Annotated in this window: 19 protein-coding genes; all 19 read left to right on the plus strand. The window is 42.9% G+C overall.

Annotation, left to right across the window (positions count from 1 at the left end; genetic code table 11):
* Positions 1-145: 145 nt before the first annotated feature.
* Complete coding sequence (locus TR08_RS12910; protein WP_045518704.1) at positions 146-367, plus strand: AtpZ/AtpI family protein; 222 nt, start codon at positions 146-148, stop codon at positions 365-367.
* A 7-nt stretch (positions 368-374) separates the two neighbouring features.
* Complete coding sequence (locus TR08_RS12915) at positions 375-749, plus strand: ATP synthase subunit I (RefSeq protein ID WP_045518705.1); 375 nt, start codon at positions 375-377, stop codon at positions 747-749.
* 23 nt (positions 750-772) lie between these two features.
* Positions 773-1,483: a F0F1 ATP synthase subunit A gene (atpB, locus tag TR08_RS12920; RefSeq protein WP_045518707.1), complete on the plus strand. Its 711-nt coding sequence runs from the start codon at positions 773-775 to the stop codon at positions 1,481-1,483.
* A gap of 75 nt (positions 1,484-1,558) precedes the next feature.
* Positions 1,559-1,771, plus strand: a complete 213-nt coding sequence (gene atpE, locus TR08_RS12925; protein WP_045518709.1) for a F0F1 ATP synthase subunit C — start codon at positions 1,559-1,561, stop codon at positions 1,769-1,771.
* A 288-nt stretch (positions 1,772-2,059) separates the two neighbouring features.
* Positions 2,060-2,587 (plus strand): F0F1 ATP synthase subunit B, encoded by a 528-nt coding sequence (locus tag TR08_RS12930; RefSeq protein WP_045518711.1) that lies wholly within the window; start codon positions 2,060-2,062, stop codon positions 2,585-2,587.
* Positions 2,584-3,120, plus strand: coding sequence for a F0F1 ATP synthase subunit delta (locus TR08_RS12935; RefSeq protein WP_045518713.1), 537 nt, complete (start codon positions 2,584-2,586; stop codon positions 3,118-3,120). The genes TR08_RS12930 and TR08_RS12935 overlap by 4 nt, the downstream gene beginning before the upstream one ends.
* A gap of 24 nt (positions 3,121-3,144) precedes the next feature.
* Positions 3,145-4,653 carry a F0F1 ATP synthase subunit alpha gene (gene atpA / locus TR08_RS12940; protein WP_045518715.1) on the plus strand — a complete coding sequence of 503 codons (1,509 nt, stop codon included), beginning with the start codon at positions 3,145-3,147 and terminating at the stop codon, positions 4,651-4,653.
* 117 nt (positions 4,654-4,770) lie between these two features.
* Complete coding sequence (gene atpG, locus TR08_RS12945; RefSeq protein ID WP_045518717.1) at positions 4,771-5,628, plus strand: ATP synthase F1 subunit gamma; 858 nt, start codon at positions 4,771-4,773, stop codon at positions 5,626-5,628.
* Between the two features lie 172 nt (positions 5,629-5,800).
* Complete coding sequence (gene atpD, locus TR08_RS12950) at positions 5,801-7,222, plus strand: F0F1 ATP synthase subunit beta (RefSeq protein ID WP_045518719.1); 1,422 nt, start codon at positions 5,801-5,803, stop codon at positions 7,220-7,222.
* Between the two features lie 21 nt (positions 7,223-7,243).
* Positions 7,244-7,654, plus strand: coding sequence for a F0F1 ATP synthase subunit epsilon (locus TR08_RS12955; RefSeq protein WP_045518721.1), 411 nt, complete (start codon positions 7,244-7,246; stop codon positions 7,652-7,654).
* Between the two features lie 71 nt (positions 7,655-7,725).
* The gene (locus TR08_RS12960; RefSeq protein WP_152597412.1) at positions 7,726-8,040 is read left to right on the plus strand and encodes a hypothetical protein; all 315 of its coding nucleotides are present in this window, start codon (positions 7,726-7,728) and stop codon (positions 8,038-8,040) included.
* Positions 8,041-8,966: 926 nt separating this feature from the next.
* Positions 8,967-9,341 (plus strand): NADH-quinone oxidoreductase subunit A, encoded by a 375-nt coding sequence (locus TR08_RS12970; RefSeq protein ID WP_045518724.1) that lies wholly within the window; start codon positions 8,967-8,969, stop codon positions 9,339-9,341.
* Entirely contained in the window at positions 9,332-9,844 is a 513-nt protein-coding gene (locus tag TR08_RS12975) for a NuoB/complex I 20 kDa subunit family protein (RefSeq protein ID WP_045518726.1), read from the plus strand. The genes TR08_RS12970 and TR08_RS12975 overlap by 10 nt, the downstream gene beginning before the upstream one ends.
* A gap of 3 nt (positions 9,845-9,847) precedes the next feature.
* Positions 9,848-11,224 carry an NADH-quinone oxidoreductase subunit C gene (locus tag TR08_RS12980; RefSeq protein ID WP_045518727.1) on the plus strand — a complete coding sequence of 459 codons (1,377 nt, stop codon included), beginning with the start codon at positions 9,848-9,850 and terminating at the stop codon, positions 11,222-11,224.
* 3 nt (positions 11,225-11,227) lie between these two features.
* Positions 11,228-12,328: an NADH-quinone oxidoreductase subunit D gene (locus tag TR08_RS12985; protein ID WP_045518728.1), complete on the plus strand. Its 1,101-nt coding sequence runs from the start codon at positions 11,228-11,230 to the stop codon at positions 12,326-12,328.
* Positions 12,328-13,332, plus strand: coding sequence for an NADH-quinone oxidoreductase subunit NuoH (nuoH, locus tag TR08_RS12990; RefSeq protein WP_045518729.1), 1,005 nt, complete (start codon positions 12,328-12,330; stop codon positions 13,330-13,332). The genes TR08_RS12985 and nuoH overlap by 1 nt, the downstream gene beginning before the upstream one ends.
* 82 nt (positions 13,333-13,414) lie before the next feature.
* On the plus strand, positions 13,415-13,834 hold the full coding sequence (nuoI, locus tag TR08_RS12995; RefSeq protein ID WP_045518731.1) for an NADH-quinone oxidoreductase subunit NuoI: 420 nt from the start codon (positions 13,415-13,417) through the stop codon (positions 13,832-13,834).
* The gene (locus TR08_RS13000; protein ID WP_045518733.1) at positions 13,831-14,355 is read left to right on the plus strand and encodes an NADH-quinone oxidoreductase subunit J; all 525 of its coding nucleotides are present in this window, start codon (positions 13,831-13,833) and stop codon (positions 14,353-14,355) included. Before nuoI ends, TR08_RS13000 begins: the two co-directional genes overlap by 4 nt.
* On the plus strand, positions 14,352-14,666 hold the full coding sequence (gene nuoK, locus TR08_RS13005; protein ID WP_045518735.1) for an NADH-quinone oxidoreductase subunit NuoK: 315 nt from the start codon (positions 14,352-14,354) through the stop codon (positions 14,664-14,666). The genes TR08_RS13000 and nuoK overlap by 4 nt, the downstream gene beginning before the upstream one ends.
* Positions 14,667-14,673: the final 7 nt, after the last annotated feature.

Consider the following 14,673-nt stretch of genomic DNA (forward strand, 5'->3'; position numbering starts at 1 on the left):
AACCGCTATTGTATGCTAACAAAGGGTGTAAAATGAGAGGGTTTTCACGTGATTTCTACAAAATTCTCAAAATTTCTACATATCTTCCTTTTGTACATAAACCTCGATTTTAGATTGTATTCTCTTATGGCGAGGATGCGATAGTATGCGTAATGAAAACCGCAATCCATTTAAAGCTTATGCCCTAATGTCCGCCATTCTGGCTTCCCTTGTTGGATCCATTCTTATAGGTATATTTTCAGGTAGATGGCTGGATAAGCAATGGGGTACAGAGCCAATTTTCTTAATAATTGGATTGTTTATTGGTTTAGCGGCCGGTATTTACACCATGCTTGTTACAATTCGCAAGTTTTATTCAGGAGATTAAACCAACCATGCCAGAATTTCAAACAATGTTTACCCGACAGCGAAAGTGGATGTTTTTTTTATTGTCTTTTTATGTGCTTGGTTGGGGGTTCACTGCGCAGCAATCAATCTTTCTTGGATTGATTCTTGGGACAAGTTTGAGCCTCTTTAATTTGTGGTTGATGGCAAGAAAAATCGACAAATTTGGTCAAGCTGTGGCTGAAGGAAGACGGGTTCGTTCACTTGGATCCTTTTCACGTATGGCAACCGGTGCACTGGCGATTGTCATCACTATGAGGTATCCTGAGCAATTCCATCTCATTAGTGTGGTTATAGGATTAATGACATCCTACATTGTCATTATGATAGATTTTTTTACGCACAAGTTCTATTCAGATAAATAGCGGGGGAAGCGAGGTGAATACTGTTGCATCACGAAGCTCCAATAGTTAAGTTTCTTGGGCTCCATTTTAACCTGGCAAACATTTTGATGATTACCGTAGCAAGTGCAATTGTCTTTTTGTTAGCCGTCCTATCTACTCGGAAACTGGCCATGAAACCAACCGGCATGCAAAATTTTATGGAATGGGTCATGGATTTTGTTAAAAACATTATAAACAGTACGATGGATTGGAAAGATGGTGGACGATTTCATATTCTCGGAATCACCATCATCATGTATATCTTTGTTTCGAATGTGCTAGGGCTTCCATTCTCAGTCGTTGTGGACGGAGTTCTTTGGTGGAAATCACCAACAGCAGATCCGGCTGTAACGTTGACGTTAGCCACATTGATAGTGGGATTATCTCACTTCTACGGTGTCAAGATGAGAGGTGCCGGAGCATATGGAAGGGAATTCTTTAAACCATTCTGGTTCATGTTCCCGATTAAAATTATTGAAGAGTTTGCAAATACTCTGACTCTCGGTCTCCGACTTTACGGAAACATTTATGCGGGGGAAATTTTATTAAGCTTACTCGCAGCTGGTTTAGCAACCGGTGTGGGCGGAACAATCGCCGCTGCACTGCCAATGCTGGTATGGCAAGGCTTCTCACTCTTTGTCGGCGCCATCCAATCATTTATTTTCTGTATGTTAACAATGGTGTACTTAGCTCACAAAGTGAGCAGTGACCATTAAGATAAACCGTTCTTAATAATAAGAACAAAAAAATAAGAATTCATTTTTTCATACATTAAAGGAGGAAATTTTCAAATGGGTCTTTTAGCAGCAGCAATCGCAATTGGTTTAGCAGCACTAGGTGCTGGTATCGGTAACGGTCTTATCGTTTCAAAAACAGTAGAAGGTATGGCTCGTCAGCCAGAAGCTCGTGGTATGCTTCAAACTACAATGTTCATCGGGGTTGCGTTAGTTGAGGCGATTCCTATCATCGCGGTTGTTATCGCGTTCATGGTTCAAGGTAAATAATCGAACGCTAAAGCGCGTTTATGTAAGTGGCGAAGATCATTCGTGAGAACCTTCGCCATTCGTTTATGTCCATTTATGTCAGAAAAGCGGAAGCGCCTTGCCCAGGGGCGACAGGCATAAGACGAGCCGGCAAGAAGGTTGCTCTTTAACCTTATTGACGGATTGGCTTATGACCCCGAGCCACTAGGCGCAGTAGCTAGACATGGGCATAAACGATTGATTTCGACAATTATTTCAACTGATATATAGGTTGTTTTAAGGAAAGACCTTGAAGGGAGTGAATCGCAGGTGTTAACAAATAGTTTTGTATTAGGAGCAGCAGCAGCCCATACAGGTGTAAACTGGGGAGATGTTATTTTCCAACTTGTTATGTTTATCGTCCTAATGGTGTTGTTGAAAATATTTGCTTGGGGTCCTTTAATGGGCATCATGAAACAACGTGAAGAGCATGTTGCTGGTGAAATTTCAGCGGCAGAACAAAGTCGCGTTGAAGCAAAGAAACTATTAGAAGAGCAGCGTTCTCTTTTAAAAGAAGCTCGTTCAGAAGCACAAGGTTTAATTGAAAATGCGAAAAAGCAAGGCGACATTCAGCGTGATGAAATCATTGCTGTGGCTCGTACTGAAGCAGAACGCATTAAAGAATCTGCGAAACTTGAAATTGAGCAGCAGAAAGAAAAAGCGGTTGCCGCTATTCGTGAACAAGTTGCTTCCTTGTCTGTATTAATTGCTTCTAAAGTAATTGAAAAAGAATTGAATGCAGCAGACCAAGATAAACTCATTAACGAATATATTCAAGAGGCAGGAGATAAGCGATGAGCAACTCCATGGTAGCAAAGCGCTATGCGTTGGCTCTTTTTCAAATCGCGAAAGAACAGCAGCTTCTTGGAGTAGTAGAAGAAGAACTTCGTGTAGTTAAGGAAGTTTTTGTTTACAATACCGATTTAAAAGCAGTTTTGAAGTCTTCAAAACTTACATTAGATAAGAAGAAAGAGATTTTAACAAATGCTTTTTCAACGGTTAATCCACATGTACTGAATACACTATTGATCTTGATTGATCGCCATCGCGAAGACGAGATCATTGAAGTAGCTAACCAATTCTTTGAACTAGCAAATGAGGAAAAGGGTATTGCCGAAGCTGAAGTATACAGCACGCGAGAACTTTCTGATGCAGAACGTGAAGCAATCTCTGCAACATTTGCCGCAAAGGTTGGCAAGAAATCACTAAGAATTGAAAATATCGTGGATTCCGAATTGCTTGGCGGCGTTAAGCTCCGCATCGGAAACCGTATATACGACGGGTCTTTGCGCGGAAAGCTAGACCGTTTAGAACGTAAATTGTTAAGCTAAGATTCGTAGATAGGGGTGAAACTCATGAGCATCAAAGCTGAAGAAATTAGTGCCCTGATAAAAAAGCAAATTGAAAACTATCAGGCTGAAATTCAAGTGAGTGATGTCGGTACAGTTATCTCCGTAGGTGACGGTATCGCACGTGTTCATGGCCTCGACAATGTCATGGCTGGAGAACTTGTTGAATTTTCAAACGGCGTTATGGGTATGGCTCAAAACCTTGAAGCCAATAACGTTGGTATCATCATTCTTGGACCTTTCACTGAAATTAAAGAAGGTGACGAGGTTCGTCGTACAGGACGCATCATGGAGGTTCCAGTAGGTGAGGAACTAATTGGTCGTGTTGTAAACTCTTTAGGACAACCAGTTGATGGTATGGGTCCAATCAATACTACAAAAACTCGCCCTGTTGAAGCAGTAGCTTCAGGCGTAATGGCTCGTAAATCCGTTCATGAGCCATTACAAACAGGTATTAAAGCGATTGACGCGCTTGTTCCAATCGGACGCGGACAACGTGAGTTAATTATCGGAGACCGTCAAACAGGTAAAACATCTGTTGCAATCGATACAATTTTGAACCAAAAAGGTCAAAACATGATTTGTATCTACGTTGCAATCGGTCAAAAGGAATCCACTGTACGTGGTGCAGTAGAAACCCTTCGTAAGTATGGTGCGTTAGACTATACAATCGTTGTAACTGCATCTGCTTCACAACCAGCTCCATTGTTATTCTTAGCTCCTTATGCGGGCGTTTCAATGGCTGAAGAATTTATGTACAACGGCAAGCACGTATTAATCGTATATGATGATTTATCTAAACAAGCGGCTGCATACCGTGAGCTTTCCCTATTACTTCGCCGTCCTCCAGGTCGTGAAGCATATCCAGGGGATGTATTCTACTTGCACTCCCGTTTATTAGAGCGTGCAGCGAAATTGAATGACACACTAGGTGCTGGTTCAATCACTGCATTGCCATTTATCGAAACACAAGCAGGTGACGTTTCTGCTTATATCCCAACGAACGTTATCTCCATCACGGATGGACAAATTTTCTTACAATCAGACCTTTTCTTCTCCGGTGTACGTCCAGCGATCAACGCAGGTCTTTCCGTTTCTCGTGTAGGAGGATCCGCGCAAATCAAGGCGATGAAGAAGGTAGCAGGTACATTACGTCTTGACCTTGCTTCATACCGTGAATTAGAAGCATTTGCACAGTTCGGCTCTGACCTTGATAAAGCTACACAAGCGAAGCTTAACCGCGGTGCCCGCACCGTTGAAGTTCTAAAGCAGGATCTTCACAAGCCGCTTTCAGTTGAAAAGCAAGTAGCAATTCTTTATGCATTAACACGCGGTTTCCTTGATGATATTCCGTTAGAGGATATCCGTCGTTTTGAATCAGAATTCCTTAATTGGTTAGACCACAATCGCAAAGACTTGTTAGACCATATTACAAAAACGAAGGATCTTCCTTCTGATGACGATATGGCGGCTGCACTTAACGCTTTCAAAAAGACGTTCGCAGTTTCCGAATAAGTAGGGTCTGACAATTGGAAATGGGTGTTTAAACAGTGGAAACAGGCACCCAAAACCGTGCCTGTCACCATTGTTTAACTCCCAAACACATTCTTTGAATGAGGGTGGTGAGAACCTATGGCATCATTACGCGATATAAAAAATAGTATTAATTCTACAAAAAAGATGAGTCAGATTACAAAAGCAATGGAGATGACTTCCGCTGCTAAATGGAACCGTGGAGTCATGAATGCAAAAGCATTTGTTCCTTACATGGAAAAAATCCAGGAAGTTACGGTAGCTGTCGCAATGGGAAGCAAAGGGATTAATCATCCAATGCTGCAATCTCGCCCTGTTAAGAAAACAGGTTATATTGTTATGACATCTGACCGTGGTCTTGCAGGAGCTTTTAACAGTAACGTTATCCGTCGTGTATTCCAAACAATCGAAAAACGTCACAAGTCGAAAGATGAATATGCGATCATTGCAATCGGTCGAGTGGCACGTGACTTTTTTGTAAAACGTGGGATAAATGTCGATCTCGAAATTGTTGGAGTATCTGATCAACCGAGCTTCGAAAGCGTTAAAGACATTACCAGTAGTACGGTAGGTATGTTCTCCGATGGTACCTTCGATGAACTTTACTTATATTACACTCATTATAAAAGTGCAATTACACAAGAAGTAATGGAGAAGAAGCTACTTCCACTAACGGATATTTCGACTTCTTCAACGCTTACATCTTATGAATTTGAGCCATCTGCAGAAGAAATTTTAGACGTTCTCTTGCCTCAATATGCTGAGAGCTTAATTTATGGCGCTCTTTTAGACAGTAAAGCGAGTGAGCATGCAGCCCGGATGACTGCGATGAGAAACGCTACTGATAATGCTAAAGAAATGATCAAAAATTATTCACTCATATACAATCGTGCCCGTCAAGCAGCGATTACACAAGAAATTGCGGAAATCGTCGGCGGTGCGGCTGCACTAGAGTAGAATCTAATTTTTTAAAAATGAACCCCAATTAGGGGCCTTGATAAGTCCTGCTGCAGGGAATGAGTTCATCGTTCCCGACTACATATCAGGACTATAACTAGTAAAGTGTGATTCACATAGTTCCTTTTAAAAAAAAGGGGTTTTGTGAAAAAGTAAGATAGGAGGGAAAATAATGAATAAAGGACGCGTTCTTCAGATTTTGGGTCCGGTTATTGACGTTAAGTTTGAAAACGGTCAACTCCCTGAGATTTATAACGCTTTAAGAATTGAATATAAAGCGCAGAATCAATCAGAAGTTGATATCAACTTAACCCTTGAAGTAGCCCTTCATTTAGGTGATGATACTGTTCGTACCATTGCAATGGCTTCCACTGATGGTGTAATGCGTGGAATGGATGTTGTTGATACAGGAGCTCCAATTTCTGTACCGGTTGGGAACGTAACACTTGGCCGTGTATTTAACGTATTAGGTGAAGCAATTGACCTTAAAGAGGATATTCCAGCGAGTGAGCGCCATGATTCGATTCACCGCGAAGCACCAACGTTTGAAAATCTTTCTACTGAAGTAGAAATTCTTGAAACGGGTATTAAAGTAGTAGACTTACTTGCTCCTTATATTAAGGGTGGTAAGATCGGTCTATTTGGTGGTGCCGGTGTAGGTAAAACCGTATTAATCCAGGAATTAATCAATAACATCGCGCAAGAGCACAGCGGTATTTCGGTATTTGCTGGTGTTGGTGAACGTACACGTGAAGGTAATGACCTTTATCATGAAATGACGGATTCAGGCGTTATCAAGCAAACTGCGATGGTATTCGGTCAAATGAACGAGCCGCCAGGAGCACGTATGCGTGTTGCCTTGACTGGTTTGACTATGGCTGAATATTTCCGTGATGAGCAAGGACAGGACGTTCTTTTCTTCATGGATAACATCTTCCGTTTCACGCAAGCAGGTTCGGAAGTGTCTGCGCTATTAGGCCGTATGCCTTCTGCCGTAGGTTACCAGCCAACTCTTGCTACTGAGATGGGTAAATTACAAGAACGTATTACTTCAACGAATAAAGGTTCTGTTACATCAATCCAAGCGATTTATGTACCAGCCGATGACTATACGGATCCGGCTCCGGCTACAACATTCGCTCACTTAGATGCAACAACTAACCTTGAGCGTAAGCTATCTGAAATGGGTATCTACCCTGCGGTGGATCCTCTTGCTTCGACTTCTCGTGCATTGTCACCTGAAATCGTTGGTGAAGAGCATTACAATGTAGCGCGTCAAGTACAATCAACATTACAACGTTACCGTGAATTACAGGATATCATTGCGATCCTTGGTATGGATGAGCTTTCTGATGATGATAAGTTAGTGGTACTTCGTGCACGTCGTATTCAAAACTTCTTATCACAGAACTTCCACGTTGCTGAACAGTTTACTGGCCAGCCAGGATCTTATGTACCTGTAAAAGAAACGGTTCGTGGATTCAAAGAAGTCCTTGAAGGTAAGTATGACCACCTTCCAGAAGACGCATTCCGCTTAGTTGGACGTATTGAAGACGTAGTGGAAAATGCAAAACGCATGGGTGTAGAGGCTTAAAGCCTGTCAGGAGGGTAAAAAATGAAGACGATTAAAGTCAGTGTTGTTACTCCGAATGGCCCGGTGTATGAGTCAGATGTGGAAATGGTTATTACCAAGGCTCAAAGTGGTGAATTAGGTATTTTACCTGGACATATTCCAATGGTTGCGCCTCTTGCAGTTGGGGTTGTACGCCTCAAGGAGCCTGGGAGAAAAGAAGAGGAACTTGTTGCGGTAAGCGGCGGCTTCCTAGAAGTCCGCCCTGACAAAGTAACAATCCTAGCCCAAGCCGCTGAAAAAGCAGAGGATATCGACGTGGAACGTGCACTACGAGCTAAAGAGCGTGCCGAGCAGCGTATGAAAGAGCAGAAGGTGGAAGACATTGACTTCCGTCGTGCTGAACTAGCCCTGCAGCGTGCCATCAACCGTCTAACGGTTACAGGAAAACAATAATAGTACGTATCAACCCCTGCTGGTCGACAGACTGGCGGGGGTTTTTTGTGCTTGGGTTTGGGGTGGGTTGGATGGGTTCGGGTTTGGTAGGCAAACCTGGGGATTTGGCACGTAAAAATGATATTCAGCACGTAAGTTTGGGTTTTCATAAAAAAGGTCATTTATTTGGATATAAGATTTCAATTAGAACTAGGAAGTTGCCTCAACCAAAGTTAAAAGGAAAACAAATACCTTTGCCAGTCTTGCGACCGGCTGTTTATTTATCAGTAGAAAAAAGTTTACTTTTTATCTTTATAAACTTCATTGAGAATTCCATTGATTTGATACTTGAAGGAATCTGCGAGGGAGAACATGAAGATGGCCAGTCTTGCGACCGGCCGTTTTGATTTATCAGTAGAAAAAAAGTTTTACTTTTTATCTATATAAACTACATTGAGAATTCCATTGATTTGATACTTGAAGGAATCTGAGAGGGAGAACATGACGATGGCCAGTCTTGCGACCGGCTGTTTTGATTTATCAGTAGAAAAAAAGTTTACTTTTTATCTATATAAACTACATTGAGAATTCCATTGATTTGATATTTGAAGGAATCTGAGAGGGAGAACATGACGTTGGTCAGTCTTGCGATTGGATTTTATAGGAAATTAGTATGATGTTAATTATATTTATTCCTTTTTAATAGAAAGTTTTGAATGATTTGGTTTATTGTGAATATGATTGTGGTGATGGGTTGTACGAAGTTGTTTTGAATTGGTGAGTATATACTGGATGAAAATCGTGTTTTTTCATAAAGGGGAACAATTTGTATTTTTTATGACAATTCTCACTGACAATAGCAGATTTTTGTTGTTAAATGTCGATATAGGGAACATGCGGCTCTTGCGAGCCTGGTACTATGCAAGTCATCTTTCGCTCCGTTGCAGATCACGTGCATGAAGTTCAAGGTTTTACAATTCGCTTTTGCGTCATCTCTGAAGTGATTTCAGGGAGCCTTTTCTGCGAGATCACGCAAACGCTCAGGGGGTGGGGGCCCTTGTGTCTCAAAACCAGGTTAAGCAAAAAATTGAAATTTCTACCGCCATGTGCTATCGCACATTGCGCTTCAGCTGTCGCTGAAGCTTGCAAAACTCCCCATTGCAAGTCGTTTCTGAGAGCGAGCTCTCAAACGATTGCAATGGGAAGTTTTGCGGCGATAGAATTTCCAATTTTTAATGGTTGGTCTTGTCGACACAGGTTTGTAACAATGCTATAATGTTATCGGTTACAAGTTTCATTGTTATGAAAATTTTCAACATTGGAGGGGAAGGACTTGGAACTTTTGAATTTATATCAGAATAATTATCTGATAGTTTTTGTGTTCCTCTGTCTTGGGGTGCTGCTGCCAGTGGTGGCGTTATCTTTAGGTAAGCTTTTGCGTCCTAACAAGCCGAGTGACGAGAAGTATACTACATATGAGAGCGGTATTGATCCATTTCACGATTCCCGTGTACAGTTCAATGTCCGCTATTATATTTTTGCACTCATGTTTGTTATTTTTGATGTAGAGACTGTATTTTTATACCCTTGGGCAGTTGCCTATGATAAGCTAGGAGTTTTTGCGTTAATTGAGATGTTAATTTTCGTTATTATGCTGTTAATTGGCTTAATCTACGCTTGGAAAAAGAAGGTGCTACAATGGATTTAAAACTAGATGACCTTTCACCATTGGAAATGAAGGAATTAGAAAGAAATGTATTTTTGGCAACGCTGGAGCAAATTAAGGCATGGGCACGAAGTAATTCGTTATACCCGATGACTTTTGGTCTGGCTTGTTGTGCGATTGAAATGATGGGTGTTGGCGGTGCAAACTATGACCTAGACCGATTTGGATCGTTTTTCCGTACGTCTCCAAGACAATCGGATTGCATGATTGTTTCTGGAACCGTAACCAAAAAAATGGCGCCGATTATCCGCCGTTTGTATGACCAAATGCCAGAGCCGAAGTGGGTTATTGCGATGGGTTCCTGTGCAACTGCAGGTGGACCTTATGTAAAGTCTTATTCGGTGGTTAAGGGTGTCGATCAAATCGTACCTGTTGATGTCTATATTCCTGGGTGCCCACCAAACCCGGCCGCATTAATTTATGGAATTAATAAATTAAAGGAAAAGATTCGCTATGAGGCGAAGACTGGGAAGAAGGTGATCTAACCGATGAGCGGGGAAAAGGATCTCGATCAATTAAAAAGAGAAGCAGCTGAAAAAGCAAAGGCGGCGGCATTAGCAAAGCGTCAGGCGAAGGCAGCAGGAGAATCTCAAGGTGCTCCTAAGCAGGAGGACAAACCTTCTGAACAAGCGCTTAATCAGGATGAGAAGCCAGCCCAAACAGCACAGCCAGCGGGAACACCAGCAGAAGATGGTGCAGACCTTGCGAAGAAAAAGGCAGCGGCGGCAGCAAAGGCAAAGGCGGCTGCACTAGCAAAGAAAAAGCGCGAAGGTATTTTAGAGGATGAAGCTCCTGCTCCTGTTGAAGCAGCTGAAGAAACGCCAGTAGCAGCTGAAACCAGCGACGGAGACGATCTTGCGAAGAAAAAAGCAGCTGCAGTAGCAAAAGCTAAAGCCGCAGCGGCGGCGAAGCGAAAAGCGATGGAGTTAGCGGCAGGCACGACACCGGCTGAAGAAACACCAGCACCAGAAGCGCCAGCAGAAGTTGAGGCGAGCGATGACGGTGATGACCTTGCTAAAAAGAAAGCGGCGGCAGTAGCGAAAGCAAAAGCGGCGGCGGCGGCAAAGCGCAAAGCAATGGAGTTAGCGGGCGGCGAAGCACCAGCCGAAGATACAGCTGGAGCAACGGATGAGACATCGGCAAAAGCGGCAGCAGCGGCAAAGGCAAAGGCAGCGGCGGCAGCAAAAGCTAAGGCTGCAGCAGCGGCAAAAGCGAAGGCAGCTGGTACCGGTGACGCAGACACTGCGGCGGCTGGAGACGATGAAAAAGCAAAAGCGAAAGCAGCGGCAGTAGCGAAAGCAAAAGCGGCTGCAGCAGCAAAGGCGAAGGCAGCAGGTGCAGCAAAAGGTGGCGACGTATCGCCAGGCGATACGGCCGATCAACCATCTCCAAATCAGCCTTTCTTAGAAAAGTACAGGAAAGTTATTGAAGAAAACTTAGGCTCTGATGTTTTAGAAGATTCTTATATTAATAAATTATCCAAGGACGTTCCAACACTTGTTGCTAAGAAAGATACATATTTCAAGGTAGCTCAATTTTTAAAATATAATGAGCTCCTAGGGTTCGATTATCTCTCTGAGCTGCATGGAACAGATTTTGTCACACATATGGAAGTTTATGTTCACTTATTCTCATACAAAAATCGCCAATCAGTGGCGCTTAAAGTAAAGATTGACCGCGATGAACCAACAATCGAGTCCTTGCAGCCAATTTGGGCAGGTGCCAATTGGCCTGAATGCGAAGCTTATGATTTACTAGGAATTAAGTTTACCGGACATCCGAATTTACATCGGATTTTGCTAGGCGAAGATTGGGTTGGCCATCCACTGCGTAAAGATTATGAACCGTATGATGTGGAGGTGTAGCCAATGATCAGAACAGAAGAAATGCTGCTTAACGTCGGTCCGCAGCACCCTAGTACACACGGAGTTTTCCGGCTAGTGGTCAAAATTGATGGGGAAATCATTACAGAGGCAACCCCTGTCATCGGTTATTTACACCGCGGAACGGAAAAATTAGCAGAGAACTTGCAATATACACAGATAATCCCTTACACCGACCGGATGGACTATTTGTCCGCGATGACAAACAACTATGTCATCTGTCATGCCGTCGAAACCATGATGGGAATCCAAGTTCCGGAACGTGCTGACTTCCTGCGAGTAATGGCAATGGAATTAGGGCGTATTGCCAGCCACCTAGTTGCATGGGGTACCTATATCCTTGACCTTGGTGCGACAAGCCCGTTTATTTATGCGTTCCGTGACCGTGAAATGATTATCAATATGCTTAACGAATTATCAGGTGCTCGTTTGACCTTCAACTATATGCGTGTCGGCGGGGTAAAGTGGGACGCTCCGGAAGGCTGGGTCGACGGTGTAAAGGAATTTATCCCTTATATGCGCGAACAGATCAAGGGCTATCACGACCTCGTATCTGGAAATGAAATCTTTTTAGACCGGGTAAAAGGGGTTGGAGTTTATTCAAAAGAAGATGCAATCAGCTATTCACTAAGCGGTCCGAATCTTCGTAGTACCGGTGTGAAATGGGATCTTCGGAAAGATGAGCCATACTCCATTTATGACCGATTTGATTTTAATGTCGTAACAAAGGAAACAGGCGATTGCTTGGCCCGCTACCATGTGCGTCTAGAGGAAATTGAAGAATCATTGAAAATCCTTGAGCAGGCATGTGAACAATTCCCTGCAGAAGGCGAGATCCTGGCGAAAGTACCAAAAATAATCAAAGCACCAAAAGGGGAAGCGTATGTAAGAATTGAAGCGCCACGCGGAGAAATTGGCTGCTATATTTCTAGTGACGGTAAAAAAGAGCCATACCGTTTAAAGTTTAGAAGACCTTCATTCTATAATCTGCAAATTCTTCCGAAATTATTAATAGGTGAAAATATTGCAAACTTGGTTGCAATTTTAGGGGCAGTTGATATTGTCCTTGGGGAGGTGGACGGATAATGGTAGAAGAATTACTCCATTCTAGTCCAGGTATAGCGAACTTTGGAATCTTCTTTTTATTGGGAGCTGTTTTACTATTAATCGTCTTAGGTTTCGTAACCTATGGAATTTTAGCAGAACGTAAGGTTATGGGATACATGCAGCTGCGCCATGGTCCAAACCGAGTCGGTGGAAAATGGGGACTATTACAAACCGTTGCAGATGTTCTCAAGCTTTTACTAAAAGAAGATATAATCCCAAAAGCAGCAGACAAACCATTATTTATCCTGGCACCGGTCGTTGCCTTTGCACCGTCATTCATGGTGCTGGCGACGATCCCGTTTACTGACAAATTTCAATTTGCCGATATCGGAGTAGGGCTTCTCTATTATATTGCGGTATCCGGTTTAACCGTTTTTGGTATGGTTCTCGGAGGCTGGGCTTCAAATAACAAATACGCTCTCTTAGGAGGCATGCGTGCAGCGGCCCAGATGATTTCTTATGAAATTCCGCTCGTCATGTCCGTTTTGGGAATTATCCTTTTAACAGGAAGCTTAAATTTAAATGATATCGTGGAGCAGCAGGAAAACGTGTGGTTTATTCTTTTACAGCCGGTGGCGTTTGTCGTGTTTTTCATCGCATCGATTGCCGAATTAAACCGGACACCTTTTGACCTGCCGGAAGCTGAAAATGAATTAGTTGCGGGATACCATGTTGAATATTCAGGTTTCCGCTGGGCATTTTTCATGCTTGCCGAATATGTATACTTATTTGCGATGTCCGCATTGATTACAGTGATCTTTCTTGGAGGCTGGCTGCCGCTTTTTGATTTCCTTAGCTTCATACCTGGCGCAGTTTGGTTCTCAGTTAAATTCAGTGCTGTCGTCTTTGTTTATATCTGGCTTCGCAGTACGCTGCCGCGTTTCCGCGTTGACAGACTTATGGAGTTCGGCTGGAAAGTCCTTTTCCCAGTCGCCTTGGCAAACATATTCTTAACAGCCTTAATCAAAACATTATTTTTCTAGGGTGACTCAGCACCAGTTTACATAATATACGGTGACAGGCACCACATTATAGGAATTCTAAATAAACAAAGGGGTGAAAAACGTGCTTGGATTTACAAAAGGCTTGAAATATACCCTAAAACAGTTGACGAAGGAAAAGGTAACGTATAAATATCCAGATGAGCCGCTTCCGCTGCCGGACCGCTTCCGCGGTATTCAAAAGTTCTATCCGGAAAAGTGTATCGTGTGCAATCAATGCATGAATATTTGCCCGACAGAATGTATTGATTTAACGGGTAAAAAACATCCGGATCCAACGAAAAAAGGGAAAATCATTGATACGTACGATATCAATTTCGAGATTTGTATCCTTTGTGACTTGTGCACGGAGGTTTGTCCAACTGAAGCAATTGTTATGACCAATAACTTTGAGCTTGCGTCCTACAGCCGTGATATGTTATTTAAAAACCTTGAATGGTTAGATGAGAACGACGAAAACGTACGGCAGGTGAATAAACCATGACAATATCAGGCGAGTTTATCGCATTTATGGGCCTCGCGCTTGTCGCCATCATAGGCGGCGTCCTGTTATTGAACCTTACCAAAGTCGTGCATATGGTTGTTGCCCTAATCTTCACATTCGTTGCGATTGCCGGAGTTTTTGTACTGCTGTCGGCTGAATTTGTTGCTGTGGTCCAAATATTGGTTTACGCCGGTTCGATAACCATTATCATGTTGTTTGGAATAATGTTAACAAAGCACGATGATGAAGGGGAGACAACCACAGGCAAGTGGAGGAAGGTTTTCATTTTCCTTGGTGTAGTTGGCTTTGCAGTTGCCGTTTACATCGGCATTTACGATTTCAATGTCGTACAGGTACCAACTGACTTACATGTGGACAATACAATGAAAATTGGGGAAGCCCTTTATTCAAAATGGGTCATCCCGTTTGAAGTAACGTCTGTTTTACTATTAGTGGCTCTTGTCGGATCGATTATTCTGGCAAAGAAAGACCAAGATCAGAAGGAGGGGGATAAGGAATGAGTTCAGTTCCCGCTTCAGCCTTCCTGGCACTCGCACTGATTTTGTTCTGTATCGGATTATACGGGGCACTGACAAAACGAAACACCGTCATTGTCCTCATCTCCATTGAACTTATGCTGAATGCCGTCAATATTAACCTGGTAACCTTCAGTAAATACGGAGTGGCACCGTCCATTACCGGACAAATCTTCGCGTTGTTCACGATAAGCGTTGCCGCTGCAGAAGCAGCAGTCGGTCTGGCCATCTTGATTGCCTTATACCGCAACCGCAAAACCGTCAACATCGACGATATGGACACAATGAAAAATTAGATAAGTT

The sequence above is a fragment of the Neobacillus niacini genome (assembly GCF_000759675.1).
In the GTDB taxonomy this organism is placed as follows: Bacteria; Bacillota; Bacilli; order Bacillales; family Cytobacillaceae; genus Neobacillus; species Neobacillus niacini_A.

Coding starts and splice junctions, on each gene's coding strand:
- TR08_RS12910 (WP_045518704.1), top strand. CDS start 146: ATGCGTAATGAAAACCGCAATCCATTTAAAGCTTATGCCCTAATGTCC.
- TR08_RS12915 (WP_045518705.1), top strand. CDS start 375: ATGCCAGAATTTCAAACAATGTTTACCCGACAGCGAAAGTGGATGTTT.
- atpE (WP_045518709.1), top strand. CDS start 1,559: ATGGGTCTTTTAGCAGCAGCAATCGCAATTGGTTTAGCAGCACTAGGT.
- TR08_RS12935 (WP_045518713.1), top strand. CDS start 2,584: ATGAGCAACTCCATGGTAGCAAAGCGCTATGCGTTGGCTCTTTTTCAA.
- atpA (WP_045518715.1), top strand. CDS start 3,145: ATGAGCATCAAAGCTGAAGAAATTAGTGCCCTGATAAAAAAGCAAATT.
- atpG (WP_045518717.1), top strand. CDS start 4,771: ATGGCATCATTACGCGATATAAAAAATAGTATTAATTCTACAAAAAAG.
- atpD (WP_045518719.1), top strand. CDS start 5,801: ATGAATAAAGGACGCGTTCTTCAGATTTTGGGTCCGGTTATTGACGTT.
- TR08_RS12955 (WP_045518721.1), top strand. CDS start 7,244: ATGAAGACGATTAAAGTCAGTGTTGTTACTCCGAATGGCCCGGTGTAT.
- TR08_RS12960 (WP_152597412.1), top strand. CDS start 7,726: ATGGGTTCGGGTTTGGTAGGCAAACCTGGGGATTTGGCACGTAAAAAT.
- TR08_RS12975 (WP_045518726.1), top strand. CDS start 9,332: ATGGATTTAAAACTAGATGACCTTTCACCATTGGAAATGAAGGAATTA.
- TR08_RS12980 (WP_045518727.1), top strand. CDS start 9,848: ATGAGCGGGGAAAAGGATCTCGATCAATTAAAAAGAGAAGCAGCTGAA.
- TR08_RS12985 (WP_045518728.1), top strand. CDS start 11,228: ATGATCAGAACAGAAGAAATGCTGCTTAACGTCGGTCCGCAGCACCCT.
- nuoH (WP_045518729.1), top strand. CDS start 12,328: ATGGTAGAAGAATTACTCCATTCTAGTCCAGGTATAGCGAACTTTGGA.
- TR08_RS13000 (WP_045518733.1), top strand. CDS start 13,831: ATGACAATATCAGGCGAGTTTATCGCATTTATGGGCCTCGCGCTTGTC.
- nuoK (WP_045518735.1), top strand. CDS start 14,352: ATGAGTTCAGTTCCCGCTTCAGCCTTCCTGGCACTCGCACTGATTTTG.